22 protein-coding genes, 1 tRNA gene and 1 pseudogene are annotated in these 25,966 nt (G+C 60.7%); 10 read left to right on the forward strand and 14 right to left on the reverse strand.

The window, feature by feature from the left end; genetic code table 11:
* Nucleotides 1-264: 264 nt before the first annotated feature.
* On the reverse strand, nt 265-2,727 hold the full coding sequence (locus tag O6R08_RS09410) for an immunoglobulin-like domain-containing protein (RefSeq protein WP_271417884.1): 2,463 nt from the start codon (nt 2,725-2,727) through the stop codon (nt 265-267).
* A gap of 236 nt (nt 2,728-2,963) precedes the next feature.
* Between O6R08_RS09410 and O6R08_RS09415 the strand changes: the two genes are divergently transcribed.
* Entirely contained in the window at nt 2,964-3,554 is a 591-nt protein-coding gene (locus tag O6R08_RS09415) for a hypothetical protein (RefSeq protein WP_271417885.1), read from the forward strand.
* Nucleotides 3,555-3,720: 166 nt separating this feature from the next.
* On the opposite strand, the gene O6R08_RS09420 is transcribed toward O6R08_RS09415, so the two are convergent.
* The 4 genes from O6R08_RS09420 to O6R08_RS09435 form a co-directional block, all read right to left on the reverse strand.
* On the reverse strand, nt 3,721-4,647 hold the full coding sequence (locus O6R08_RS09420) for an NADP-dependent oxidoreductase (protein ID WP_271417886.1): 927 nt from the start codon (nt 4,645-4,647) through the stop codon (nt 3,721-3,723).
* Between the two features lie 94 nt (nt 4,648-4,741).
* The gene (locus O6R08_RS09425; RefSeq protein ID WP_271417887.1) at nt 4,742-6,142 is read right to left on the reverse strand and encodes an amidase; all 1,401 of its coding nucleotides are present in this window, start codon (nt 6,140-6,142) and stop codon (nt 4,742-4,744) included.
* 31 nt (nt 6,143-6,173) lie between these two features.
* Entirely contained in the window at nt 6,174-7,181 is a 1,008-nt protein-coding gene (locus O6R08_RS09430) for a LacI family DNA-binding transcriptional regulator (RefSeq protein ID WP_271417888.1), read from the reverse strand.
* 19 nt (nt 7,182-7,200) lie between these two features.
* Nucleotides 7,201-8,529 carry a glycoside hydrolase family 16 protein gene (locus O6R08_RS09435; RefSeq protein ID WP_271417889.1) on the reverse strand — a complete coding sequence of 443 codons (1,329 nt, stop codon included), beginning with the start codon at nt 8,527-8,529 and terminating at the stop codon, nt 7,201-7,203.
* 183 nt (nt 8,530-8,712) lie between these two features.
* On the opposite strand from O6R08_RS09435, the gene O6R08_RS09440 reads away from it, so the two are divergent.
* The 7 genes from O6R08_RS09440 to O6R08_RS09470 all read left to right on the forward strand — a co-directional run bounded on the left by O6R08_RS09440 (nt 8,713) and on the right by O6R08_RS09470 (nt 16,417).
* Nucleotides 8,713-10,800, forward strand: a complete 2,088-nt coding sequence (locus O6R08_RS09440) for a glycoside hydrolase family 36 protein (protein ID WP_271417890.1) — start codon at nt 8,713-8,715, stop codon at nt 10,798-10,800.
* Entirely contained in the window at nt 10,797-12,107 is a 1,311-nt protein-coding gene (locus tag O6R08_RS09445; RefSeq protein WP_271417891.1) for an ABC transporter substrate-binding protein, read from the forward strand. The genes O6R08_RS09440 and O6R08_RS09445 overlap by 4 nt, the downstream gene beginning before the upstream one ends.
* A 5-nt stretch (nt 12,108-12,112) precedes the next feature.
* Nucleotides 12,113-13,015 (forward strand): carbohydrate ABC transporter permease, encoded by a 903-nt coding sequence (locus O6R08_RS09450; RefSeq protein ID WP_271417892.1) that lies wholly within the window; start codon nt 12,113-12,115, stop codon nt 13,013-13,015.
* On the forward strand, nt 13,012-13,827 hold the full coding sequence (locus O6R08_RS09455) for a carbohydrate ABC transporter permease (RefSeq protein WP_271417893.1): 816 nt from the start codon (nt 13,012-13,014) through the stop codon (nt 13,825-13,827). Before O6R08_RS09450 ends, O6R08_RS09455 begins: the two co-directional genes overlap by 4 nt.
* A gap of 266 nt (nt 13,828-14,093) precedes the next feature.
* On the forward strand, nt 14,094-14,717 hold the full coding sequence (locus O6R08_RS09460; protein WP_271417894.1) for a hypothetical protein: 624 nt from the start codon (nt 14,094-14,096) through the stop codon (nt 14,715-14,717).
* 169 nt (nt 14,718-14,886) lie between these two features.
* A complete protein-coding gene (locus tag O6R08_RS09465; protein ID WP_271417895.1) occupies nt 14,887-15,867 on the forward strand; it encodes a hypothetical protein in 981 nt (326 codons plus the stop codon).
* A 476-nt stretch (nt 15,868-16,343) separates the two neighbouring features.
* Nucleotides 16,344-16,417 (forward strand) — tRNA-Gly (locus O6R08_RS09470).
* Between the two features lie 36 nt (nt 16,418-16,453).
* Here O6R08_RS09470 and O6R08_RS09475 read toward each other — a convergent pair.
* From O6R08_RS09475 to O6R08_RS09485, 3 genes are read right to left on the reverse strand one after another with little or no spacing between them, the layout of a single operon-like run.
* Nucleotides 16,454-16,993, reverse strand: coding sequence for a hypothetical protein (locus O6R08_RS09475; protein ID WP_271417896.1), 540 nt, complete (start codon nt 16,991-16,993; stop codon nt 16,454-16,456).
* Nucleotides 16,990-17,964, reverse strand: coding sequence for a nucleoside hydrolase (locus tag O6R08_RS09480; RefSeq protein WP_271417897.1), 975 nt, complete (start codon nt 17,962-17,964; stop codon nt 16,990-16,992). Before O6R08_RS09480 ends, O6R08_RS09475 begins: the two co-directional genes overlap by 4 nt.
* A 33-nt stretch (nt 17,965-17,997) precedes the next feature.
* Entirely contained in the window at nt 17,998-18,180 is a 183-nt protein-coding gene (locus O6R08_RS09485; RefSeq protein WP_271417898.1) for a hypothetical protein, read from the reverse strand.
* 136 nt (nt 18,181-18,316) lie between these two features.
* Here O6R08_RS09485 and O6R08_RS09490 point away from each other — a divergent pair, with 136 nt between their 5' ends.
* Entirely contained in the window at nt 18,317-18,730 is a 414-nt protein-coding gene (locus tag O6R08_RS09490; RefSeq protein WP_271417899.1) for a hypothetical protein, read from the forward strand.
* A gap of 141 nt (nt 18,731-18,871) precedes the next feature.
* Here the strand turns inward: O6R08_RS09490 and O6R08_RS09495 are convergent, their stop codons facing one another.
* The 5 genes and pseudogenes from O6R08_RS09495 to O6R08_RS09515 all read right to left on the reverse strand — a co-directional run bounded on the left by O6R08_RS09495 (nt 18,872) and on the right by O6R08_RS09515 (nt 23,628).
* Entirely contained in the window at nt 18,872-19,486 is a 615-nt protein-coding gene (locus O6R08_RS09495) for a virulence RhuM family protein (protein ID WP_271417900.1), read from the reverse strand.
* Nucleotides 19,483-22,002 (reverse strand): annotated as a pseudogene (locus tag O6R08_RS09500) (phage/plasmid primase, P4 family). The gene O6R08_RS09495 and the pseudogene O6R08_RS09500 overlap by 4 nt, the downstream one beginning before the upstream one ends.
* Nucleotides 21,999-22,397 carry a hypothetical protein gene (locus O6R08_RS09505; RefSeq protein WP_271417901.1) on the reverse strand — a complete coding sequence of 133 codons (399 nt, stop codon included), beginning with the start codon at nt 22,395-22,397 and terminating at the stop codon, nt 21,999-22,001. The pseudogene O6R08_RS09500 and the gene O6R08_RS09505 overlap by 4 nt, the downstream one beginning before the upstream one ends.
* Nucleotides 22,397-22,846, reverse strand: coding sequence for a DUF7768 domain-containing protein (locus tag O6R08_RS09510; RefSeq protein WP_271417902.1), 450 nt, complete (start codon nt 22,844-22,846; stop codon nt 22,397-22,399). Before O6R08_RS09510 ends, O6R08_RS09505 begins: the two co-directional genes overlap by 1 nt.
* A complete protein-coding gene (locus O6R08_RS09515; RefSeq protein ID WP_271417903.1) occupies nt 22,843-23,628 on the reverse strand; it encodes a phage antirepressor in 786 nt (261 codons plus the stop codon). Before O6R08_RS09515 ends, O6R08_RS09510 begins: the two co-directional genes overlap by 4 nt.
* A gap of 181 nt (nt 23,629-23,809) precedes the next feature.
* Here O6R08_RS09515 and O6R08_RS09520 point away from each other — a divergent pair, with 181 nt between their 5' ends.
* Nucleotides 23,810-23,947, forward strand: coding sequence for a hypothetical protein (locus O6R08_RS09520; protein ID WP_271417904.1), 138 nt, complete (start codon nt 23,810-23,812; stop codon nt 23,945-23,947).
* Nucleotides 23,948-23,958: 11 nt separating this feature from the next.
* On the opposite strand, the gene O6R08_RS09525 is transcribed toward O6R08_RS09520, so the two are convergent.
* Nucleotides 23,959-25,920, reverse strand: a complete 1,962-nt coding sequence (locus tag O6R08_RS09525) for a DNA polymerase (protein ID WP_271417905.1) — start codon at nt 25,918-25,920, stop codon at nt 23,959-23,961.
* Nucleotides 25,921-25,966: the final 46 nt, after the last annotated feature.

Raw genomic sequence — 25,966 nt, forward strand, 5'->3', positions numbered from 1 at the left:
CTACCTCCCCACCGGTCGAAGCGGCGGTTTTTGTCAGCCCGGGGATGACCTCAACCCCCACAGATCCCCAACCCCCACCGAGCTGACGATTTTCGTCAGCCCACGGTGGCGTCGAGCAATGGAATTGACCCGGGCCTACCCGGCATGATGATTTTCGTCAGACACGCACAGGCCCGGCCACCCTGAGGTGGCCGGGCCTGTTGGTATCCCCGGTGCCGCTTGGAACTCCAGGAGAGTCCCTCACGGCACCGCGTCAATCATCGATCACACACCGGTCTTGGGCAGAGCCGCCGGGCGGTAACCCTGGCCAGCGGAGCCACCACTCACGACGACGCTGCTCGAGACAGTCGCGGGTGCAGCACTCGGGGTGCTGGCGGAACCGCTCGGAGACGGGCTGGCCGACTCGGACTCACTCGGGGCCGGAGACGCAGTGGCCGACTCACTCGGGGCCGGGGTCGCCGACTCAGAAGGAGACGGGGTCGCCGACTCGGACTCAGACGGGGCCGGAGTCGGAGACGGGGTCTCCTTCTTCTCGACCACGGTCACCTTGCGAACGGCCTTGGCAGTGTTTCCAGCCTTGTCGGTCACCTCGTAGGTCACCTCGTAGTCGCCGAGCTGAGTGGTGTCGACATCTCCGTCAACCTTGATGTTGGCGGCATCGATGTCACCGTCGAGGTCGTCGGCGACGCTGACACCGGCCATCGGGTCGAAGCTGGCACCCTGCTCAACCTCGGTGTCCTCGACACCCTTGAAGGTCGGAGCGGTCTTGTCGACCTGGTACAGGGTGACCTCGTCGACCTTCTCGACCGGGCCGTCACTGCGGACAGCCTGGGCGAAGGTGGAGAAGGTGATCTTGTCGTTGCTGACCTTGACCGCGGTGTAGTTCGGGGTCATCGTCTGTGCGTGCACCGAGACGTACTTGTAGACGTCGTCCCAGTCGGTCGGCTTCTCGTCGTAGAACTTGGAGCCGGAGCCGGAGTTGGCGGTGAGGTAGAAGCCCTCGCCGTCCTGCGGGTGGTACTCGCTGAGGGCCTTGTCATCGGTGCGGTCGGCGTCAACCGGGTTCACCTTCGGGTCGATGAGGTGGGCGCGGGTGTAGACGTGATCATGGCCGTTGAGGACACCGGCGAAGCCGAGCTCGGAGACGACCGGAATCATCTTGCGCCATTCACGGATGTTCTTGTCACGCGAGTGCGAGGCGTTGGAGAACATGTTGTGGTGCTGGATGACGAACTTCCAACGCACGTCAGGATCCTTGCCGTGCTCGGCGTCGATCTTGCGCAGGTACTCAATGTGACCGTTGGCGCCGTCGTAGTTGAGGTCGTTGGAGTTGATGTTCACGAACAGGATGCCGTTGAACTTGAACCAGTAGTCGCCGTTGGCCTGCTCGGGGTTGCCGGCACCGTACTGCTTGTCAACGTTCGGGCGTCCGAAGAAGTTCTCGTAGATGGGCGAGATGTCGTGGTTGCCGATCGTCGTCACCAGCGGCTGGGTGCGCAGGATGTCGGGGCGGTAGAAGTTCTCGTACTGGGTGCCGAGGACGTCGTAGTCGTCGAAGCCGTTGATCTGGTCACCCAAGGACAGCAGCATCGACGAGTTCGGGTAGGCCTTCTGAGCGCGCTCCATCGTCTTGACCCACCAGTCACCGTGGATGTTGGGGTCCTTGGTGAAGCGTCCGCTGGCGCCGATCTGCGGGTCACCGACCATGAGGAAGGTGAAGTCCTTGGTCGGGTCCATCGAGTCGGTGGTGAAGGAGTAGGTCTTGCTCCAGCCACGCTCGGATCCGGCGCGGTAGACGTACTTGGTGTTGGGCTTGAGGCCCTTGACGTCGCTGCGGTGGAAGACGTAGTCGGAGAACTGCTCCTTGTCGATGGTGGAGGTGGAGGCAGGCTCGTCGGCGATGAGCTCGGTCGGGAAGGGATCGTCGTCCTTGGCCGGGGCGAGGGCAAGCTGCAGACGCTCCTGCTCGGTCTCATCGGAAACCCAGGTGAAGATGCGATCATGCTGGTCGCTGCCGATCTGCATCGACAGTTCCTTGATCGTGGGGGCCTGGGTGGTCGAACCCAGAACGACGTCCTTGTCGACGGCGAACCAGATGTCGGAGCTGGTCGGGCGGCCATTGTGGACCTCGACACCGATGACGTTCTTGCCCTCGACGAAGGGCGAGCCCTCGATTGCGGCGTCAGCCAGGTTGAAGGTCTGGGGAGCGGACTTGTTGGAGCCGCCGTAGGAGTTCCAGGCCTTGATGTCCTCGTCGTCAGCACCGGCGATGCGCTTGCCGTTGACGTAGACGGTGATCGAGTCGTCGTAGCTGAGGACGCCGGACAGGGCGGTGCTCTGGGCCTGGTCGGCGGTCAGGTCAACCTCGGTACGGAAGAAGAACCCGGGGATGTTCTCGTTACCGCCGGGCAGGTACTGGTTGAGCAGGACGGTCGGGGTGTGCTCGCTGCTAAGCGGGGCGAGCTTGCCGCGCTTGGCACCGAACTTGCCGGCGTCGGTCTTCCAATTGGAGCCAGGGTTGAAGTCGGTAGTTGCCCAGGCCGTACCGTCGGACGGCTCGGTGCCGTCGTCGAGGTAGGTCCACGTGGTGTCGGGGGTGAGCAGGGTCTTCGATTCGGATGCGGCCTGCGAGGTCGGCGCGAGACCGACCATCGACGCGACGGTGACGACCGCCGCGAGCAGGAACGCGCTGGCATTCCTGCTACGTCGCTGTGACACAAGATCCATGTCTGAATGTCCTCACGGTTGATGGGTGCAGACGATCCTTGCCTGCACCTTCATCGTCAAGGAGAGCTCTGAACTCGACAGCCCCAGTAGGCCAAGGTTCGGTAACGAATGAATGAAACATCCATGAACAACATCGCATTTCAGGGGTCGACCCGCTTGACAAGAGGATTCGACAATTGTAAGGAAACCGAAGGTTCATTGCAGCGCTCCTCGTCGCCCCCCTACCATGATCAACCGTGAGGACACGTGGAGTTCCGGTGCGCATCGCTGTCGCAGGTGCGATCGTTGTGGCCCTGGTCGGCTGTTCAGACCAGGATGCCTCCAACCATGCGACGACTCCGGTAGCCAATGGGACGACGCCGGCGATTGTCGCGCCCACCAAGACTCCATCCAGCGCCAAGACCCCCTCAGTGACCGCCGAAAACGCCTCGGTGACCTACGAGAGCGTCCTCGTCACGCTCACCGGGACATTTCGTGATCCCAACCATCCCTGGCACCTGGACGACAGCAAGGTCGGATTCACGCCGTCGGGGTCGAAGTGCGCATACCGGTCCGTGACGTGGACGACTGACGAAGGGTTGGAACCCCTGCTCAAGGCTTCACATTGGGAGGGCAATATTGCCTACTCCGTGCAGGATCGCCTCGACGAGGTGGGGTTCTTCGAGCAACAGGTGGACGGTACGACGGTCCATGCGACCGATGAGTCCGGGGCCACGTTGATCATGACGTCGAAGGCGTCAACGACGTCGATGCACATCGAGACGACGGTCCCCAAGTCGGGCAGACCGTCGTGCAAGGACTTCCCGGTCGACATCCCCGACCCGTGATCTGAGGCTTCGTCGCTGGCATTGGTCCTGCTGGGCGGTGCCGTGACCTTTCCCATCCGAACGGTGCGCAGAAGGCAACAAGCCGGGGTTGGTTGGCATCCTCGCAGCGTCAGCAGTGGTCCCCGGTAGATACGGGGGACCACTGCCGTTCATGGACTGACGATGATCAGATTCGAACGATGACCTTGCCGCGCACGTGACCGCCGCGCAGAAGTGCGACCGCGTCTTGAATGTCATCGAGGGAGAACACCTGCTCGATCGGCAGCATGACGTCGCCTTGAGCAACGAGATCGGCGATGCGAGCGAGAGCACCCTCGGTGGCCCGGGCTGCGCCGGTCTCGCGGACCCCGGCCGGGTAGTCATCTCCGCCTGCAATGACCCCGATCCGCTCGGGCGAGACTCCGAGGGTGACGGCGGCTTCGGCCGTGTCGGCACCATGAAAATCAAGGGCTGCGGTGACACCGTTCGGGGCAAGCTCGCGGACCCGGTCGACCAGTCCCGGACCGTAAGTGGTGGGGAGAGCACCCAGGCTGCGCAGGTACTCATGGTTCTTCTCAGACGCAGTACCGATCACCGTGGCACCGAGGCGGGAAGCCAGCTGGACGGCGATCGTTCCGACCCCGCCAGCGGCTCCACCGATGAGAACGGTGTCGTCTTTGGTCAGACCGATCGTCGTCAACGACCCGTCTGCCGTCTTCGCGACAACGGGGAGCCCAGCTGCCAGCTCCTCGGAAAGCTTGTCCGGTGTGTGCAACAGGGACTGTTCGGGAGTGTCGATGACGACGTACTGGGCAGCCGCCCGACCTAGTCCGGTCTGTCCAAAAACGCGATCACCGACGGCGAATCCCTCGACGCCCTCACCGACCTCATCGACGGTTCCTGCCATGTCCAGGCCGAATCCTGTCGGCTCATTGACACCGAAGGCAGCCGCCATCTGCGCGTTCGCTGCCACCTTCCAGTCGAGTGGGTTCAAGCCCACTGCCGCAACACGCACCCTGACCTGTCCGGGACCGGCATGGGGCTCTTCTTCCTCAACGACGGTGAGGGTGAAAGGGTCCTCAAATTTGGCGAGCTTCGCATACTTGTTCGTCATGTCAAGGAAACGCGACAGACAGCGAGATATTCCGCAACACGGTCGGCAGCGCATCCTGTGGCGCGACGGATGGTGCGCGCCCGCTCATGGATTGTCAGCAAGTCGACCCGCCCTGGGCCCGTTCCAACGCACATCCAAGTTGCAGCACCGTAGCCTCGTCGTACATTCGACCACCAATCATGATGCCGATGGGCAGCTCAACACCGTCGATCATTGCGGTGTGCAGCGGCACGCTCATCGCTGGACGCCCAGTGATGTTCCACAGGCTCGTCCACGGCGTGAAACGGCACTGGGCGTCAAAGTCGGCCGCCGGGTCGTCGTCATTGCGCAATGCCCCGACAGGTAGGGGTGGTTGGGCGAGGGTCGGACTGACGATGGCGTCGAATTGTTGCCAATGCTGTGCCACGCGGCGAGCCACCATCTGGATACCGGCCAAGGCCTCAGCCAGCTCGATTCCAGTGCGACGTCGGCCCCGGTCGCGCAGCCACCTCGACAGTGGGGTGCAGAACTCCTCGCGTTCGGGTGGCACCGAAATCGCGGCGGCCCCCACTTCCCACACACACTGGAAGGACTCCCATTCAGCACGGCCAAAAGGGGCGGTCGTCGGCTCGACGATGTGGCCCATCGACTCCAAGACGCCAGCCGTTTGATCCAGGGCCGTCATGATGTCGGGATGCACCTGAGTGTCAGTGATGACCGGTTCCCGCAGGATCCCGATGCGTAGTCGTCCGGGGCCGCGGTCACACACGGACAGGAAGGACTCCGTTGGCGACGGGGCGAAGTAAGGGTCCCCCGGCCACGGCTCGCAGAGCACGTCAAGAGCGGCAGCGGTGTCGCGCACTGTACGGGTCAGTACTCCGCCGCTGACCAGACCGGGGCCGTCGATCCCATAGGGCCCAAAGGACACCCGGCCTCGACTGGGCTTGAGGCCGACGACCCCGCAACATGACGCCGGGATACGTATTGATCCTCCGCCATCGGATCCTTGGGCGATTGGCACCTCTCCAGCCCCGACTGCGGCCGCCGCGCCACCTGAGGATCCTCCCGCCATCCGCGTGTGATCCCACGGGGTGACGGTGGCGTCCCGACCGTCCGGCTCGGTGTAACAGGGCAGTCCGAACTCCGGCGCAGCCGTTGTCCCTATCGGGATCGCCCCGGCAGACTTGAGCCGAGTGACGATGCCGTCGTCGTGGTCGGCCACGGATCCTCCGACAGCCCTGCTACCGACGTGGCGCGGCGCGCCATCAAGAGAGTCGAGGTCCTTGATCGGGCAGGGAACGCCGAATAACGGGCCCGGACGAACCTGCTCGGTGTCAAGTTGACGCTGAAGTTCACGGGCCGTGTTCCGGGCTCCGTCGTCGTCGATCCACGTCCACGCATGGCATTGGTCGGCGTGAGCGGCCTCCAACGCAGCATCCACAACCTCAAGGACTCCGAGTTCCCCAGCGGCGATGCGGGTGGAGGTTTCCAGCGCAGTGATTGGCTCCATAGTCATGGTCGTATCACAGACGGCATCACAAGCTGGATCAGTCTTCGGTCGGAGGACACGCAGATGCCCGGACGATGAGCTTCGTAGGAATCTCGACAGTTCCGATCGGGTCTTCTCCCAGGGCAAGACGGGCCGCTGTTTCTCCCACGGCCGCAAAATCAAGCCGCACCGTCGTCAGCGCTGGCCGAGTAGCCACTGAGTGAGGATGGTCATCCATGCCGACAACCGAGACATCTTCGGGGACCCGCAGCCCCAGCCGATCCAGCCCTGTCAAGAGCCCGAGGGCCACATCGTCGTTTCCACACAGGACAGCGGTCACCCGATGTGCTCGCACCGCCTCTGCAACGTGCATACCTGTCTCGACCGACCACCCAGTCGCCAACGGTTGAAGTGGTGGGAGCCCTCGGGCAGACAGGACTGCGCGCCATCCCGCGCATCGTGGATCGGGGTGTCCTGCAGGAGGCACTCCGACATAGGCAATGCGACGGTGACCCAAATCAGCCAGGTACTCGGTAGCTCTTACTGCACCTGCATGATCGTCGGTCCACGCCCGGGACCAAGGTTCCCCCTCCTCGGGTCTCCCTCCGGCAATGGCGACCGGAAGGTCAACGGGCAAGCCAGGCAAGAGGGCCACGCTCGGGGAATCGAATTCGAGGACGACGACTCCGTCGGCTCGAGCATCCAAGGCACATTGCACAGTGGAACGGCACCGCGCTGGCGATCCCGCCAACACATGCAAGGAGGTCTCGACCTCGAGGTCCAGGGCCGCGCTCAGCACACCCGAGAGTGTCGCCCAATAGCCGGTGCGACCGATGTCGGAAACGAGGACATGCAAGCGGGGAATGTCAGGGACTGCACGCCGATAGCCAAGGTCGGCGGCCGCAGTGAGTATCTCTTCAGTGGCCTGTGGAAGGGCACCCTCAGCGCCATTCTGACGTGCCAGAGCGCGAGACGCCGTCGCCAAGGAGACGCCGGAACGCTTGGCGACGTCAGCCAACCGCGGAGGCCACCAAGGCCTCCGCACCATGGACGGATCACGTTCCATGCACCGGACGATACCGGGTTCATACCCCCGACCTCGTCAGGCGCGTCCACGGGAGGTCGCGGCGCGACGAGGCCCCATTCGACACTGTTGGGACAGAGCGATCCGGGGTGGACGGCGCTGGTGCCGATGAGCTGCGGACGGGCGATGAACCTGTCTCGGTGAGCATCCAGACCGCCGCTGGGTCTCCATCAACACCCTCGATCACCCGACTGTCCGCGACGATGATCGGCAAGCCGGTGAACTTTGAGTGCAGGGTACGCCCCGAACGACCCGCAAGCAGGTGCCAGCGATTGAGGCTACCCCCGGCATCCGACGTCGTCAGACGGCCCGACCCGACGACGACCTCGTGCTTCCCGGCCTCGGTGTCGACGCCGAGGACCGCACCGTCAGGTGTCGAGAGACTGTAGGTGCAGTCGTCGTGTCGAACCACACGCCACGTCTGAGGCTGCGCCTGCAAGGTGGGAGCACCGTCGTGGGATACCAAGAATCTCCCGTCCGCACTAGTCAACAGGTAGTCGCCAGATTCCAATGCCGGATTGGGAGCGTACCAAGTGCGGACGTAGTCGATGTCGAAAGTAGCCGGGAGCTGACTGGCAACGGGGGTTCCCAGGTGACCCTCAAGACTGAGAACCATGTGCCGCGACATCCGCCACAGCGAAGAGTCACCAGGATTCGTCTCCCAGGCCAAATGACGGTCAAAATAGAATCGGAGTCGACCGTCACGGCGTTCGACTCCGTAGGTGTGGAAGTCGCGCGAAATGTCGACACCCACCGGGTAGGAGTAGCCCCCAAAGCTTCGGTGAGTGGTTTCCGTGTTATCTGGCCAGACATGGGTCGCGATGTTCATCTTCGTGTGGTCAAAGGTTTCCTCGATGTCAAGCTCTGGGTTTGGCTCGGCACCCGCAAGCAAGGAGGGGCCACCGTCGAGAGCAGACGACTGCATCCAGATGGCCGACAACACGTTGGCGGCAGAGGGCAAGGCCTTGGCGCGCACCTCGACATAGGTACACAGGCCCGGCACGTCAAAGACCGACTCGACGGCGCTGAATGTGTAGGAAAAGGTGTCAATCTGCTCAGCACGGGCAGCTAGACGGAGCTGTCCGTCAGAAAAAGACACATTCGCGTCTCGAAAGAGACCTTTTCCCGAATGCGGGTACCACAGACCGCGATGCCACTGGGAGGAGCTGCGAACTGGATCGGTGAATTCGTCTCCAATATTCAGGAGGGTCCAGCCAGTGAGGTCAATGTCGGCGTCGGCGGCAACAGCTCTGCCGTGACCAACAACCACCGAAGCTGACGCAGTGAGAATGGCGGCTCCTAAAACTGATCTACGCGTCATGAGTGCCATGTGTGCTCCTTTGCAACAGTGCCCCCGCAACGGGATGACACGCAGCCTACGACACATGGCCACGATTGCGAGGACGACGTGAAAACAGCATTTTCACGGCGTGTGGACGACTCGTCTTCCGAATCCTAGGGTGAACGGCATCACGAACGACGGCCAGTGTCGGCCAACCAGGAGTTCACCACCATGCACGACGTCATCCACGGCAGCGAACCGTTCCGGTTCACGACAGCCGCCGACCAACCGATCGGGTTAGCAGTCGGAGCCCTCGACGACGCGGTGGCCCTTCCTCTCGTCGAATGCCTCACGCTCGAACACGGCCGATCCTTCGTCGATCACCGACTCACCCAGACTGCGGTGGGGTCCGGCCTACGCCCCGTTCGCCGCGAACCGCTCGAGTCACCGTGGCCCGGAACCCGCATCATCCAGCATGATCCCGTATCCGGGCTCACCGTCACCGTCGATCTTTGGCACCCCACCCCAGCGACCGTGCACGGGCGAACGACCGTACGCAACGACGGCAAACTCCCGGTCCACCTCACGGCCGTCTCTGTGATGTGTGCCAGCTTGCTGTCTGGGGCCAAGCTCGATGACCTCGATGTGCTTGTGGCACCCAGCGCATGGATGGCCGAGCAACGGTGGACCCATCACCTCCTATCCGATCTTCTCGTCTCCGTCGGCACCGAGGTGCACGGCGAATCTCCACGCGACCGCTTCGTCCTGTCCTCGGAATCCGGTTGGTCATCAGGGCGTTGGGAACCGGTGGGCTTCGTCACTGATCCGGCTTCCGGACGCGCCGTGGGCTGGCAGATTGAGCACAACGGCGGCTGGACCGTCGAATTAGCCCGGCGTTCCTCGACCCTCGGCATTTGCCTCTTCGGGCCGACCGACCTTCAGCATCACTGGATGCATCAGCTCAACCCGGGAGAATCTTTCACCACCCCCACGGTGTCGTTGGTGGTGTCCGATAACGGCTGGCAGGGCGCGGTGGCCGAACTCAGCACATACCGCCGCGTGTTGAGAGGCAACCCGGACGCAGCCCCGATCGTCTTCAACGACTACATGAACACCCTCATGGCTGATCCAACGGCCGAGCGTCTCTCGACCCTCATTCCGGCCGCAGCTCGCACCGGAGCCGAGGTGTACTGCATTGACGCCGGATGGCATTCCGACGCCACAGACTGGTGGGATGACGTTGGCCGCTGGGAGCCCTCGGCCCGCCGATTTCCTGGTGGCCTGCGTCGCACACTCGATCTCATCGTCGCCAACGGCATGACGCCGGGGCTGTGGATTGAACCACTGGCGGTCGGTCTCCGCAGCCCCCTGGTCAACGATTTACCACCGGCGGCTTTCATGCGTCGCGCCGGGATTCCCATCGTTGAACAGAATCGGTTGCGTCTGGATATGCGCAATCCACAAGCTCGTGCTCATCTCGACACGGTTATCGACCGCATGGTCAGTTACGGAATTGGCTATCTCAAACTCGATGACAATTTTTCTGTCGGTTCTGGCCCCGATGAGGACGCGGATTCTCCTGGGGACGGTTTGCTGGAGCACTGCCGCGCTTGGGCTGCCTGGCTGGCCGACCTACCACGTCGCCACCCCGGGCTCGTGGTTGAAAACTGTGCATCTGGGGGCATGACCACCGACTACGCCCTGTTAGCCCAAGCGGCCGTACAGTCCACATCAGATCTCCAGGATTCACTCCGCTACCCGCCCATCGCCGCGAATGCGCCGATGACGGTTTTGCCCGAACAAGCCGCCAATTGGGCTTACCCGCAGCCGAATATGGATGACGAGGAAATCGTTTTTACCGTCACGACCTCCTTGGCAGGCACCTTCTACCTGTCCGGCCATGTCGACCGCATGAACCCTCACCAGCTCGCACTCGTGCAATCAGGCGTGGAGGTGGCAAAGACCTTGCGGTCAGATTTGACCAGCCACATCCCGTGGTGGCCACATGGCCTTGCCAGCTGGGACGACGAGTGGGTCGTCACCGGGCGTCGAGAAAAGTCGTCTCGCGACGGGGTGATCATCGTCTGGCACCGCCCGAGCAATGGATCGACGGTTCTCGAGCTACCGGACCTGGCTGGGACACGGCTTGAACCCCTGTATCCACCAGCTGCTCTGGTTCCCGATGTGGGAATTCACGTTACTGACTCATCGGGCTCGCCTCGGCTGAGTTGCCCCTCCCCTCAACCAACCGGCCGGGTCTTCCGCGTCCGGGACCTTCACAATTGCGTCACTGACGTCGCAGAAATGGAGAAGAAATGAAACATACCCTCAAGGCCGTCGCGATAGGTGCCGCCGCGGCATTGTGTCTAACAGCCTGTTCCGACCCCGGTTCAGGCTCATCGCAGTCCTCAGAGCCACAATCCTGGCCGTCAGCAACCGCCAATCTCGACGGTGTTGAGTTGACGATGTGGGCTGCCCAGTCGTCGGCGTCGATCCCCAAGCAGGTCGCCGCGGACTTCAGTAAGGCCACCGGGGCGAAGATCAAGATCGTCACCATCCCCGATCCCTATGAGCAGGGTGTCCAGACGAAGGTCGCCACCGGAGACGTTCCGGACCTGGCCATGTGGCAGCCGACGACATCCATGCTCACGAGCCTGGGAGCCAAAGAGCATCTGCAGGTGCTCGATAATGCCCCATGGGAGTCGAATACTGACAAGAACGTCCTTGCTGCCGGCGGTTCTCTCGACGGGCACCGCTACGCGGCCTTCGTCTCAGCCCCCTCGGTCATGGGTGTCTGGTACAACAAAGAGATCTTCGCCAAGAATGGCGTCCAGGTGCCAAAGAATTTCGACGAGATGCTCGCCACCGCCAAGAAGCTCAAGGCCGCCGGTCAGACCCCGTTCTACGAGATGGGCGGAGAGTGGTGGGCCTCCCAGTGGGCAGTCCAGGTGCAACTGGCCGACGCCGCCAACAGCGGGCTGTGGGACAGAGTCAACAAGAACGAAGACAAGTTCACAGGCGCTGAGATTCAGGGTGCCATCAACACCTACGACACCATGATCAAGGACGGCCTGTTTAATTCGGACATCAAGACCGCAACTTTCAATGACCAAGCCCAGGCACTGCTCGACGGAAAAGCAGCCATGGCCATTCAGGTTACGAGCCTGTTGGGCAACATGGCAGCCCATGCAGACACCGCCACCCTCGACAAGAAGATCGGATTCTTCCCGATCTCCAAGTCGAGCACCCTCGCTACGTCAATCCCCGACCAAACCAACGCCGTAGTCGCCTTCAAGTCAAAGGACACAAAAAAGGAGGCTGCAGCACGTCAGTTCATCACCTACTGGCTATCTGACGGCTACGAATCCTTCGTCAAGGCACAAAACACCGTGTCCATCATCAACGGTGTTGACACGCCTGATTCCGTACCCAAAGCCCTCATCGATTCGAACGACACCCTCAAGGACTCTGTCGGCTCAATGCAGTCTCTCGCCATCGCTAATCCCGACCTGGCCAAGAACCTTGGTGACATGATCGCCGGCACGAAGACTGCCGCTCAGGTGGGTTCAGAGACTCAGTCCCAGTTCGCCCAACTCGCCAAGGCAATCGGCGCGAAGGGGTTCTGATCGGTATGTCCTCGTTGGCAGCCGCACCGCGACACGGCAGTGCAGATAAGTCGCATCCCTGGGGATTCGTCGTACCCGCGTTCGCCGTGCTCGCGGTGTTCTTCCTCACACCAACGATTTACAACTTCATCTACGCTTTCACCGACTGGTCGAGCTTCAAGACGACCATCAATCCGGTGGGGTGGAGCAACTTCGCCGATCTCATCGAATCAGGGAGCTTGCGGAAATCCCTCATCATCACTCTGATTTACGCAGGTGGCGTGGCCGTCCTGCAAAATCTGTTCGGCCTGATGCTGGCCGTAATGCTGGAGCGCGACACTCTCGTCAACAAGATCGTCCGGGTGATCTTCTTCATCCCCGTGATCCTCTCAGCACTAGCGACTGGTTACATCTTTCAAGCGTTGTTGCGCCCCAACGGAGGGCTTAACCAAATGCTTGGAATGCTCACTGGCACTCCAGTAGAAATCTCCTGGCTGGGATCGACGACGTGGACTCTGTTCGTGTGCATTGTCATTCATGCATGGAAGTGGATGGGCATGTCGATGCTCGTCTACCTGGCCGGACTCAAGACGATCGATGCCCAAGTGCTTGAAGCGGCACGCATCGACGGGGCGTCACGGTGGGCAACCTTCCACCAGATCCGCCTGCCTCTCATTGCCCCAGCGGTAACGTTCAACGTCGCCACCGCCCTACTCGGGTCGATGAACTCCTTCGATATCGTCCAGGCGACGACGGGCGGAGGCCCCGGCGGTTCCACCGAACTGTTCAACCTCTTCATTTACCGAACCTTCGGCCAGGGGCTCTACGCCCAGGCGACGACGATGAGTCTGGTGCTCTTCATAGCTGTCGTCATCTTGGCATTCCCTGTGATCGGGATGCTTCGTCGCCGCGAGGGAAAGATGTCATGATCAAACGCATCATTCAACCAATTTGCGCGGTCTTGCTGGCTTTAGTCGTTGTCGGGATACCTCTGTGGACGGTCGTCGTCACCGCAGGCAAATCGCAGACTGAAGCGCTCACCCCGGACATGTCGCTGCCGCAGCACTGGCAACTATGGGCCAACATCTCCACTGTCATCGATCAGACAAGGATCGGCTGGGCATATCTGGGCTCGCTGCTCCTGCTCGTTCCCTCAGTGGTCATCGTCTTGATCATTGGATCAATGGCATCGTGGGTATTAGCTCGACGTCAAGGCAAGCTCGTCTCGGTGATCTACGCTATCGGAATTTCGGGAATTATCCTGCCTCCAGCAGTTGTCACCCTGGTGTTGCTGTTACGCCAGCTGGGATTGGCTGGCCACGCGATCGGCATGATCTGCGCTTATGTCGGAATGTACCTGTCGACGGTGATTTTCTTCGTCACAGGGTTCATCCGCACCATACCCGAATCCCTCGAGGAGGCGGCCCGCATCGATGGAGCTGGACCGATGCGCGTCTTCGTGACGGTCATCCTCCCCTTACTGCGACCAGTGCTGGCAACGGCGACCATCCTCATCAGCCTGTACGTGTGGAACGACGTCTTCTATGCCTTTTTCATCGTGGGAGGTCGGATGGACACCCTGCCACTTAATCTGTTTTCAGTCGCCAGCGCAGGAGTGCACCTCAACAACTGGCATTTGATCTTCACTTACGTACTGCTCATGAGCCTGCCGATTGTGGCGCTGTTCATCGTTTTCCAGCGCAGCATCATTTCGGGCATTACCTCGGGGGCGGTCAAGTAGCCCCAATTACTGCCTGTCACTGTCGACCATCGTCGGCCCATGGTCGACAGTGACAACGAGTGCCCCGCTCGCGGCGACTGTCGTTGCAAGGTCGTATGCCCCCGACGTTCAGGTGCCGACAAGGCACACACACATGCGCACGGGCCTAGTCTCTGTAGCCGCACCCGTTGACTGCGGGCGCAGACTCACCCTCTTGCTGTCCCTGCATGAGGTTCACGCAATTCACCACTGCGTTTAAGCTGGTGTTCGAGACCACCAGGAGGATCGTGACCGAACAGCCCGCACACCCGCAGCCCCGCCACGGAGAATCGGAAGACGCGTCAGCGCGCGCCGACGATACTCAGCCGGTGCGCGCCAGTGCCGAGACGATCGGCACCCTTCCCCCTCCCGACGACGTGGAGACCCAGACGAAAACCTCGGCCACATGGGGGCACGTCGCCGCTGGTTTGTATTACGTCGCAGCCGTGGCTGCTGCGGTCGCCTTGGTGGTGGCGTGGTGGCAGTCGATCCACATGGCCACCTTCATCGAGGCGACCCACCTCATGACGTGGACCCACCCGAGACCGGGATCGCTGGCGTCGGTCCTGCTGGCGACTGCGATGATGTGCATCGCCGCAGCCATGGTGGCCATGCCGGGAATCCTTGCGGTCAACACCTGGCTGGGACGTCGCTGGGTGCGATGGGGAGCCATCGGCGGCGTCGTGGTCGGATGCGCCGCCGTGACCCTGAACTGGGTGGCGTGGATCGCAATGCCGTTCCTCGTCGCTGCCGGGGCCATCGTCTGGTTGCCCCCGGTGCGCCAATGGATGGATTCGCGGCGCCCGGCACCGCCCGAGATACGCCGCTATGACGCCCCGATCACCTACGGACGCATTCCGCAGCATTACTGACCAGCTCGGCGCGGGGGTGAGTCATCTCGCAACGAGGGCATGCACTAAGGTAAGCCTTGCCTTAGGGCAGATTCAGGCATCGTTCAATGGCTGCGCGCCAGCTTCCCAAGCTGAACACGCGGCTTCGATTCCCGATACCCAGTCTATGTGACTCATAAAGGAGTTGGTAATGAAATTACGGTACACAGTATCGGTAGCCATAACAATGGCGCTAATGTTCGCATCACCGGGAGTGGCGCACGCAGACAGTACGGGCAATTCTTCTGAAATGCCAACGACTCAAACTATCGATCAGGCATCTTCATATGAAGGAATTGACACATCAATCAACCAGAGCCTGGCCACGTCAAGAAATGATATTTTGACTTCAACAGAAGCAGGAACAATCCGGATTTCCAATAATGACGGCCGGGCGACAGTAGAAAGCAACTCAGGATCTCTGGTGATCGAAGACTCAAATGGAGAAACCCTAGGCACAGATGGCCGCAAACTCGCGAGAGTCAACGCATCGAAATCAAATAATGTCACCTATGCCGCCACAGTGACCGATACAGGGAACATCCGCGTCTACAGTATAATAGGCGACCATAGAGCACCAGAAAGCTACTCTTATTCTTTTCCTGACGTGGATTCAATTGTTCTTGATAGCGAGACTGGCACTGCTTTTCTTTTCAAATATACCGGCGGTGAGCCTGAACTTGTTGGTGGTGTAGACACACCATGGGCTCGAGATGCAAGCGGAATGAGAGTTCCCACACATTTTGAAGTCCGAGGAAATACCCTAATCCAAGTCGTCGAACACAAGTCAAGGGCGTTTACTTATCCCATCACCGCAGACCCATCATGGTGGAATAATACAAAGAAATGGTTAAAAAAGACAGGGTCAAAGGTCGCCAGCAAGGCAAACTCCGCTGCCAGCAGAATCAAATCCGCCGCCAAGTGGCTTGGCCCGAAAGCAAAGTGGCTTCATGGCAAAACTTGGCATCCAGGAACCAAAACAGTCGCACGCAAAGCGGGCCGATTTCTCGTGAAAAAAATCGGGCCCGGTGGACTCGCATTATGTGCGATCGGAGGCACTTGGGCTTGGTATAGATCCGATGCTTCTGGATGGGTCCGAGTCGGAGATGCGGTAGCGGGGTGCATCATATGAAGAAGTGGCTTCGTTTCATATGGGACCTCATCGGTGTCTCGTTTGTTTGCCTGCTACTGACAACGAAAACCACCCATACTCTTAACTACTGGAAGATCTCCGCAGGTCTGGCTCTGGCTTTAATGCTCCCAGATTTCATCAGCCTGCTACGAAACGACGAACCCCAAGACAAAGACAAAGGTCAAGATGAAGACAAAAGCCAGGAATAGACCCCGATTAGAATAGTCGATTCTTTCCGATATTAATGCCCTCCCGGTTGCCATGTTCATACCGTCCTTACCTACTCGTTCACCGTCAAGGAGAGGTCTGAACGTGGCAGCCGGTACCAAGTCAGGCCGGTCACCATGTCCAGACCTCCCGGTCGCCCCCGGCCACCTACGGATCCACTCCGCAGCGTTACTGACCCGGTCGACCGGGGATGAGTCGCCTCGAGGCGACTACATGCGCTAGACTGTCCCAAGTCCCTTCAGGGACATGCGGGCGTAGCTCAATGGTAGAGCGCCAGCTTCCCAAGCTGGACACGCGGGTTCGATTCCCGTCGCCCGCTCCATTTTTGGCAGGCGCAACATTTCGTCCTTGGAGCCTACTAACGGTCGGTCAACCAGTCAGGATGGTCGCGTCGTACGTCTTGAATGATCTGGGAATACTCCCCGCTGTACTCGTCGGTACTTATCGCCATGGCAACCGGCATCGGAACAAATCCGAGCGCATGGTCGGAATCGTCGGCAAACTCAACCCGCGTCATTGTGACCGATGATGTCCTGCGGTACATCGCGATGTTGTCTGGGAAGACACGTATGACGTAATAGGTCTCATCGTCCTTGGTGAACGACCCAGCTTCGTCCGCAGTCATGGAGCTCACAATCAGGGCGACGAACCCTACAAGGCAGCTCAATCCCAACGCAGCCACAATGGCGACGATCCGCAAGATACGCCACTTCTTCGTGCGGGTCGGCATGCGCACGCACTCCACGACGACTTCGACAGCAAGGATGACAAGACACAGATCAACGACGGCGAGCTGACTGTTATTGACAACCGGGATGAACCGATGGAACGACCTCGCCACCACGATGGCCGCGGTGAGGACCATTGAGATCCCGGCTGCACATCGCAAGTACTTCACTCGCCAGACCTCACTGTCAACCCCTCCCGCAAGGTCGAGATGAGGTGCTCGATGAACCCCTCGGCGTCGACGTCACACAGCAGATCAACATTGGGCTCCTTGCCCCACCGCCCCAACTCGTCGCCCACAGTCTGGCCACGGGTCAACGTCCCGGCCAACTCGACGTCGACGGCCAGCGGCCGAGTCCGCGCGAACCGACCCGTCACCGCATGGGCCACGACGAGCGGGTCGTGCAAATACGCGCACCATCCCAACCCGTCAGCCTGGTGAAACTCAAAGTAGAACCGCAGCGCGTCAGACAGGACGGCAACAACTGGATGGTCTCCCAGCTCCGCCACAGCCTGACGGTGACCCTCGTCCATCCGGATGACCTCGGTAGCCTGCAAGGCCCCGAGCACGAGCCGCCTGGATGCCTGGCCCCACGCCTCGAAGATCTCGTGGGCAGCTTCCGGGTCCACCGCGATGTTCCACTCGCTCGTCGGGCCGGTGTTGCCACGGTAATTGATCGCCCCACCCATGACGTGCAGCCGTTTGAGCAGTCTCGGTAGTTCCGGCTCCTCCCGCAACGCCAGGGCCAGGTTCGTCAGCGGTCCGGTGACGATGCCAACCAGCTCCCCGGGGTATGTCCGGGCAAGATCAACCCACAATTGCGCGCCGGTGCGCTCATCGGGGCGACGCCCGCACTCCCCCACCTGAGCATGACCAAGGCCGTGGGGTCCATGGGTCTCCTCGGCGGTCATCATCGGCTCGACCAGCGGCTGGTCTGCCCCGCGTGCCACGGGAATATCGGCCCCGAGCAGAGCGGTGAGCCCCAGGGCATTGCGCAGCACGTCGTCTTGACCGACATTGCCAGCCGTTGTCACCACCCCGACGGTCTCGACGTCGCTACGGCAGGCCAGGTAGGCCAGCGCGAACGCGTCGTCAATCCCAGGGTCGCAGTCGAGCAGAACCGGCATAGAGCGTGTCAGCATGGCGTCAGAATAAAGCCCCGGCAGCTTACCTGGTCAGTCACCCACCCAGAAGCCGTTGTTCCGGTGCGAATGACCGTCACGTTGACGACGCTGCCCCCTCGCGGCCGACGCCAGCGACAGGTCCATGACCTCGACGCTCTCTAGCAGTTCGGGGTTTGTGTCCGGACCAGGGAGGAAACCGATGGACTCGGCGTCACTGATCTCCATGTCTGCCATGGCGATATACTGTGTATCATCCTCAGATCGCCCCGGACCCGGCTTGCTCTTGAGCCGGTTTGGAGGACACTTGGCCGTGGTGAGCGGGCTCAGCAGCGAAGTGCTAGCGGCACTGAGGAACGAGTGTGAGGAAGTCATGACCGTTGAGGAGAAGGAACCGTCCCGCGCCGAGAGGATCCTCGCGGGCACTGTCGCGCTGACGCTCTACATGGCCGTGGCGTTCGCAATTGTGGCGATCTTCACTGGTTGGCGCTGGGCCTTGAAGATGTTTATCGGTGTCCTGCTCATCCTAATTCCCGGCAAAGTCTTGCTAGAACTGGTTGGCGAGAACCGAGTATTCCCCCGTGGCGACGGTAAATCGGGCCAAACACGAACCGAGCGTTTGGCCATTCTGATGGCCTTCCTTGCCGCATGGGCTCTCATCGTCCTCGCCCTCACCGCCCTCATACAACCGTGGCATGGCGCTGTCGGCGAGATGGCGTGGACCATGGCGATCGGGATCGTCACGATCCTTATCCAAGAGATCGGGGGCACCAAGAAAAAGTCTTAGTGGTCCTCATGATCACGGTGATGGGAGACGCCAACGCGCGGTGCGCACGTAGCTAGCCGTTTTGGGGGGCTCAGTCTTCGAGATCAACGTCGCGGACGCCCAGGCCCAGGAACCGCTCAACGTGGGCCTTGAGCTTGTCGATCACCCGGCGCTTCTTGTCGTCATGTCCGCCGTCGCGCGAGAAGCGGGAGACGGGCTTGAAGATCCGCGTGATCGCTGTGCCAGAGGTGGTGAGCACGCCGTTGCGCAGACGCTCGTTACGTACAGTTTCAACACCTGGTGGTACAGAACCTTTTCGCTGCTCCTGATGTCACGGATACGTTCGAGGAGTTCTCGCCAATAAGTCCCGCCGCCCAGCTCCTTGAGCCTGGCGTCATCCATCACGAAACCCTTGACGAGGTACTCGCGCAGTCGCTCCGTCGCCCAGATCCTAAACTGCGTGGCCAGCAGGCTCTTCACCCGGTAACCAACCGCGATAATGAGGTCAAGGTTGTAGAAGGGGACCTCGCGCGCAACCTGGCGTCGCCCCTCAAGTCGAACCTGTCGGAAATTCCGACAGGTTGTTTCCTTCGAAAGCTCCCCCTCTGCGTAGATGTTTCTGATGTGCTCCACGATGTTCTCCCTCGATGTCTGGAACAACTCAGCGATCTGCTGTTGGCTGAGCCAGAGGGTCTCGTCAACCAACTTCAGCTCGATGGCCGCCGACCCGTCATCTCGGCGGTACAGCAAGATCTCCCCTCCAGGTGTCTCGCTCATTGGTTCTCACCCTCCAGGTCGGCGACGATCTCGTCGATGGCGGCCCGCAACTCCGCCTGACGGGCGACGATCCGCTTGATCTCCGCGTTCAGCGCGACGATGTCGACCTCTTCGCGAGTGTCCTCCGGCTCCACATAACTGGAGACCGCGATGTTGTAATTGTTCTCTGCGATCTCCTCATTGCTCACCAGCTTGGTGACGTAATCGACGTCTGCCCGGTTCGTGAACCACTCCAAGATCTGCGCCCGATTCTCTTCAGTGAGCTTGTTCTTGTTGCCGAACCGTTTGAACTGGTCTGAAGCGTTGACAAACAAGACACTGTTGTCCGCCTTGGACTTCTTCAACACAATAATGCATGTACCAATAGTGGTACCGAAGAACAGATCATCGGGCAACCGATACGCCTGATACAACTCGCCCGCCCGCTCCGACAGGCCGTCGTCGATATCGCAGTGGGCGTCGAGGAACTGGGCGAACCAGTTGTTCTCCTCCCGATACGCCGCCGATGCCGCCACCACCCGCGCCGGAGCGGTCAGGTGGTAGTTCTCGGCGTGGATGAGCCGGGCACCTTCCATGATCCACGCCAGGATTGCTCCGCCAGCCGTGCGGTAGAGGCGGTCGGCGTAGTTCTTGATGTCGCTACTGCCGTCGATTTTGGCTTCGAAGGGGATGACGATCAGCCTGCGCCAAATACCCGCGTCCATCGCCCCCACCCTGGGCAAATGATTCGTGTACAAAATGAGGGTGTGGGAGGGGGTGAAGGCGAAGGGTGCCTTGTATTTCTTCTCCGCATAAATCTGGTCAGTCGACGCGAGCTGTTTGACCACGGAGGTTGACATGCGCACGCCTTCCTCTGACTCGGCGGAGATGATGAGGCGTTTGCCTTTCGCTTCGGCGAGTTCGGGTTTGACGTTGCGCATCCCACCGATCGTGAGCACGTCAGCGCTCATGTTGCCTGCGTAGGTGCCGAGTACTCTGGCGATGGTGTTCCAGAACGTGGATTTGCCGTTGCGTCCGTCGCCGTAGGCGATGACGAGGGCTTCGACGAACACTTGCCCGATCGCGGCCAACCCCACAATCCGCTGCACATAGTCGATCAGCTCGGTATCGCCTTGGAAGAACACGTCTAGGGCTTCGGCCCAGATCTCGGCACCCTCGCTGTTGGGGTCGAGGCTGGTTTGCTTGGTCGCCAGATCGGCTGGGTCGTGGTCGCGCTTGCTGGCCTGCCCGACGCGTAGGTCGTAGGTGCCAGATGGGGTGTTGAGCAGATAAGGGTCCGCGTCGAGCTGCTCGGGGCTGGTGAGCAGCATCGGGCGAGCCTCTTTCAGGCAGTTCGTGATCGACCGTGACTCCCGCCGTTTCAGCGCATAGGCCGCATACACACGAGCGTCCTCAAATGCCGCGAATGCGTCGCGTTGGGCTTGGGTGAACATGCCTTGGGCTTTGGTTTTGGACATGGAGGCGAGCACCATGTCGGCACCGGTCGTGGCCATCTGGTCTTTCGCGTCCTCGAGCAGGGCGTGTGCTTCGGCGAGTTGCCGTTCGGTGAGTTCCTGAGCAACTGCCTGGGCTGCGGGCGCGGATTCGTACCAAACCCCTGCGTAGTAGACCAGCCAATCGGTGGCCTCCGAATACCGCAACGTGTCAGGATATGCCGCTTTGAGGGCTTGGGCTTGGCCGACATCGCTATAGTCCCCGGGCCGCACCGACTCCAGGCTGGCCTCGTACTCGTCGGGCGGCAGATAGCCCGGCTCGGACTCAACACCCTTCGCGAACCGGGTGGCTGAGCGCCAGATCGACTCGACCTCCGCTTCTGGCAAGGGTGGGTGGCACCGGGCGGCTTTGCGATCAAACAGCGCCCGCGCCTCAGCCGTCATGCCGAGCCGGATCAACAGCTTGCCTGCAAACCTGGACAGGGTGGCGTTTCGCGCCCCTTCCTCGATAATCTGCGTGCCCTCATCCCACTCAGTAAACAACTGCTCATCGAGGGCATCGGCCAGCTACTGGTCAATCAAGACCTCGCCTTCATGGGAGGTGACCTCAGGTGTGGGGTGGCCATAAATGAACCGGCCCGCATCCAGAGCCTGCGTATCAAAGAACCCGAACCGGGCAGCAAGACGACGTTTCAAGCCCGCATACTCATTCGCGTCCGTCACTGGCGTGATCGGAAAATAGGCGTGGAAACGCGGCCGCTCCGACAGGACGCCTTTTACCCGCATGTGGTTACGTGACGTGGCGGTCATGAACGCTACCCCCGGTAGCTGTCCGGCAAGAGCCTCTGGGGTGACCCACTCGTCGGGGTCCTCGGTGTGGTCGTTATCAACATCCATCACCAGACAGTCCGAGGTCACGAAGTTCGCACTCGATCGTTGATTGTGCTCATACTGGGCGGCAACGTGGTCATACCTGGCGGCTTGTTCCAGCCCTGCCGGTTCAGTGATGTCATGGCGCTGGGGATAGGTTGTATTCAGTTCCCTCCCAGCCCCGTGAGCTGTGTAGAGCGTCACTGTTCTCATCGCAGATCACCCCTGGTTGATTGAGCTTGAAGAGTGTCGGCAGCGAACCGGAGCACCTTGATGAGCGTGGCGAGCTCGTCATCGCCGTAACCGACAATGTCCAACGTGTGGGAGCGTGGATCGTGTTTGATCATGAAAGTGCCGCAGCCTTCTTCCGCAGATCGCAGATAGGGTCGACTGCCATGCCCACCGTCACCACCGTGGAAACCGTTCGTGCCAACGGTGGCGGTCATGATCGAACAGCCCACTGATGTCAGTTGCTCACAGGCAAGCACCCGCCCATCAACCACGGCCCCAATCGAGGTGGTGTCATCATCAAAGTTCACACGCCACTGGGCGCGGTTAGCTTCTTCAATACGCTCTTGACGTACAACGTTTCTCACATGGTTACTCATCAGATGCTGACCTCCTCAAAATCGGCCGAAAAGTACTTCACGGGTAGGTCGAGGTGGTGTGCCCACTCGATCTCGGCACGCATCCCCGCCGACACCCGGGCGGTGTACACCCAGATCGCCTCACACTTGGACAGCAGGACCCGGTTGAAAAACATCGCCAACTCCCGCTCAGCAGGATCCTGGTCGTTCATGAATTGGGGGTAATGCAGGTGCGGAGCCAACGGAATCTTGTTAGACGCGACCGCATGCGCGCAGAACGTGCGCGCCACCTCCACGTTCGCGTCCACGTCACCTGAATAGGGCGAGCAGATATACACCAGGGGCCGGTAGCCGTACTCGGCGCGCTGCACGTTCTTGAGCGCTTTGAACGCTGTGGGGTCCGGGTAGCCCTCGGTGTTGCGGGGCGAAAACCCCACGTCCAGGCCGGTCAGAATCGCAGTTGTCGTCATGCGGCGTCACCACCGTTCTGTTCGATGGAAGGCAGGATGCCGAGGCGGTTCTTGAGCTGGTCGTAGATGAACAGTCGGCCCTTCTGTGTCCAGTAGGTGTGGATCTTGGCGTGGTTGCCGTCGTTGATGACGTGGGTTTTCGTGTCGGTGTAGCCGTTTCCCGCATGACCCGCATACAGCAGCCATACGCCTGATTGCTTGTATTGGATACCGAGCTCGTGCAGCAGCTGGTTGAGCTTGCGGCCCGAGAGTCCGTAGTCCTTGGCGATCACGGTGATCGGTAGCGCATCCTTGGACTGGAGCACCATGTCGTAGTAGGACAGTTTCGGTTTCGCTTCGGCCAGGGCTTGAGCTTGCGCGAGATTCTCCAACGTCAATTCAGCGGTCTTGCGGCGTTCGGCGACGTAGGCGTCGAGCACTTTGAGCAGCGCTTCGGGGTTAGTGACCAGCTCGTCGGTGGCATAGAGGCCGTGGCGTCGAATCGATGGCAGCACCTCGTGGGTGACCCAGCGTTTGAACGTTTTCGCCTCGGGTTTTCGTGACGCCATGATCAGGGCGTAGAGGCCGGGCTCGTTGACACACCACGTCGGGCCGCCGGAGAACCCTAAGTTGAACTTAGCCTTCTCATCATCATCATCGAGGCGTGATACTGCAACCGAGGGGTTCGACAGCTCGAGTGCCTGGCAGATGTCAGCGGCGATGAACCACGTCTCATCATCGGCGCTGACGCTTCTCACTTGCCCGAAACGCTCGTGAGCGAACGTCTGGATCGTGTTGCCCATAACAGGCTCCTGTTCTGAGAGCCCGTTAGACGAAAGTTGCACCGGCTGGTGCGAGTGGCTCTCAGCAGAAGGCCAGAATCAGCGCAAGAGTTAACACTCCACACCCGAACGCCGGAAGATCGCTTATTTTCCCGGGTATACCCCGTCGACCCAAGCCACGAAGCGGGCGAGGATCACTGTCATGGATCGACACACTGTCATGGCAGTGTTGGATTTGATGGACGACGAGATGATCTTCGAATGGTCCTACCGGCTACGCACCGATACTCGCCCCGGTGCTGCCGAGTTGTATGCGCTGGTGCGGGAATATTTGGAGTAGGCCTACGCGGATTAGTCTTTGCGGTAGAACTCGCACTCATACCCGTCTGCCGCGAGCGGCAACCCGGCTGCCCAATCTGGTGCGGTGGACATGAGGGCACAGATTTCGTCGACGGTGGCGGTGGTGGTTTCGACGACGATTTCGTCGTGGACGTGCATGACGATCCAGTGCCCAGCCTGGCTCACTCGGTGCATGCCGTAGACGAGTAGGTCGCGGGCGATGGCTTGGACGATATTCTCAGTCAGCTTGCCACCATAGGTCTCCAGAGTGCCCCATTTCCGTCCGGTGGAGATACCGTCATAGAGGATCGAGGTGCCACCGAAACGGTTCTCACCCAGGCGGGGCTTCACATACGCCAGGCGTCGCCCAGATGGCAGCTCGATGAAGAAGATCCCGGACTCCACCGTGAACCTCAGCGGCCCAACTCGGGTGGGCTGACGGGTCGAGATCACGTCGATCGCAGCGGAATTGATCTGCGCCCAGAGGTCGACGATGTTGGGGTTGGCTGCCCGCCACGCATCCACCAACGGCTGCAACTCGTGTTCGGCGAGCCCCATGCGTAGGGCACCCATGGCTTTCAGCGCCCCTGCCGCGCCGCCGAATCCGCAAGCGAGAACTGCAATTTTTCCTTTCTGCCGCAGATCGCCGTTGACGCCATGCTTTTCGACTGGCACGCCGAACATCCTGCTCGCGATCTCGCAATACAGATCCTTGCCTTCCTCAAACGCTTTGAGGGTTGTAGTTTCTCCGGCGAGCCAAGCGATCACCCGGGCTTCGATCGCCGAAAAATCCGCAACCACGAAGCGGTGCCCCTCGCCTGGGATGAACGCGGTACGGACCAACTGGGAAAGCGTGTCAGTCACCGACGGATACAGCAGCTCAATTGCGTCGAAGTTTCCCGTCCGCACGAGCGCTCGGGCCTCATCGAGGTCTGGGAGGTAGTTGCGGGGCAAGTTCTGAACCTGAACCAAGCGGCCCGCGAACCTACCGGTTCGTCCTGCACCGTAAAATTGGAGGAAACCCCGCCCGCGCCCATCACGCCCGGCGACGTGCTGCATCGCCTCATATTTCTTGACTGAGGACTTTGCGAGGTCGCCTCGCAGCTCCAACGCCTCGCGAACCGTGCCGGTGGCTGTTTCCAATGCTGCTGCGACTTCGGTTTTGGTCAGTGAGGTCATGCGGCAGCCGTGGGTGGCGAGCCATTCTTTGAGCTGGATCGGCGAATTGGGATTCTCTAACCCCGTCAATTTCTGCGCCCGCGCGAGCGTGGTGGCGCGGTGTTGCCGGTCGCATTCCACAGCCTTATCCACAAGCACCTTATCCAGCAGAATCCCCGCGTCGTTGATGGTCTGGTCGAGTGTGTAGATGTCCCACTCGGCCTCGGGCAGGGGAAAGGCTGCGAGCCGCTCGTGAATCGCGAGTTCAACTTCCACGTCGCGGCGGTTATAGGCGGTGAATGCTTCCCACCCGGCAGGATCCGATGAGGGCGGGTTCCGCGTTGTCCCACCATTTAACACCGTAGGCTTCGCGGGAGTGCAGAATTGGGTGATGAGCTTCCTGCCCGCCGCATCCTTCCGAACATCAAGATTCAGCACGGTGGCAACCTGCTCGAGGCTCATCGGCAACCCCACGTAGGCCGACCACACCATGGTGCACCGCCACTGCGAGGGATCCAGAAAGGTGTGTCCTACCATCAGCTCTGGGTGGTGGCGGTGCAGCCAGGCTGAGAGACAGACCCGTTCGAAGGCCGCGTTGAACGCCCATTTCGTCACGCCCGGATCCACCAACGCCTCCACCACCTCGCCCGGTAGCGCCTCACCCGAGGCCAGGTCAATGACCTGGACGGGGCCACCGTCGATGGAGTAGCCGAATAGCAGAATGTCGAAGTCAGGGTGTTCGGCATACGGGTAGACCCCGGATTTGTTGAGATTGACGGGACTAAAGGTCTCGAGATCGACGAAAAGCTCATGCACGGTAACGGCTCCACAATGGGTTAAGGGCCGGGAGAACACCCACAGT

Source organism: Cutibacterium equinum (assembly GCF_028021195.1).
Taxonomy (GTDB): domain Bacteria; phylum Actinomycetota; class Actinomycetes; order Propionibacteriales; family Propionibacteriaceae; genus Cutibacterium; species Cutibacterium equinum.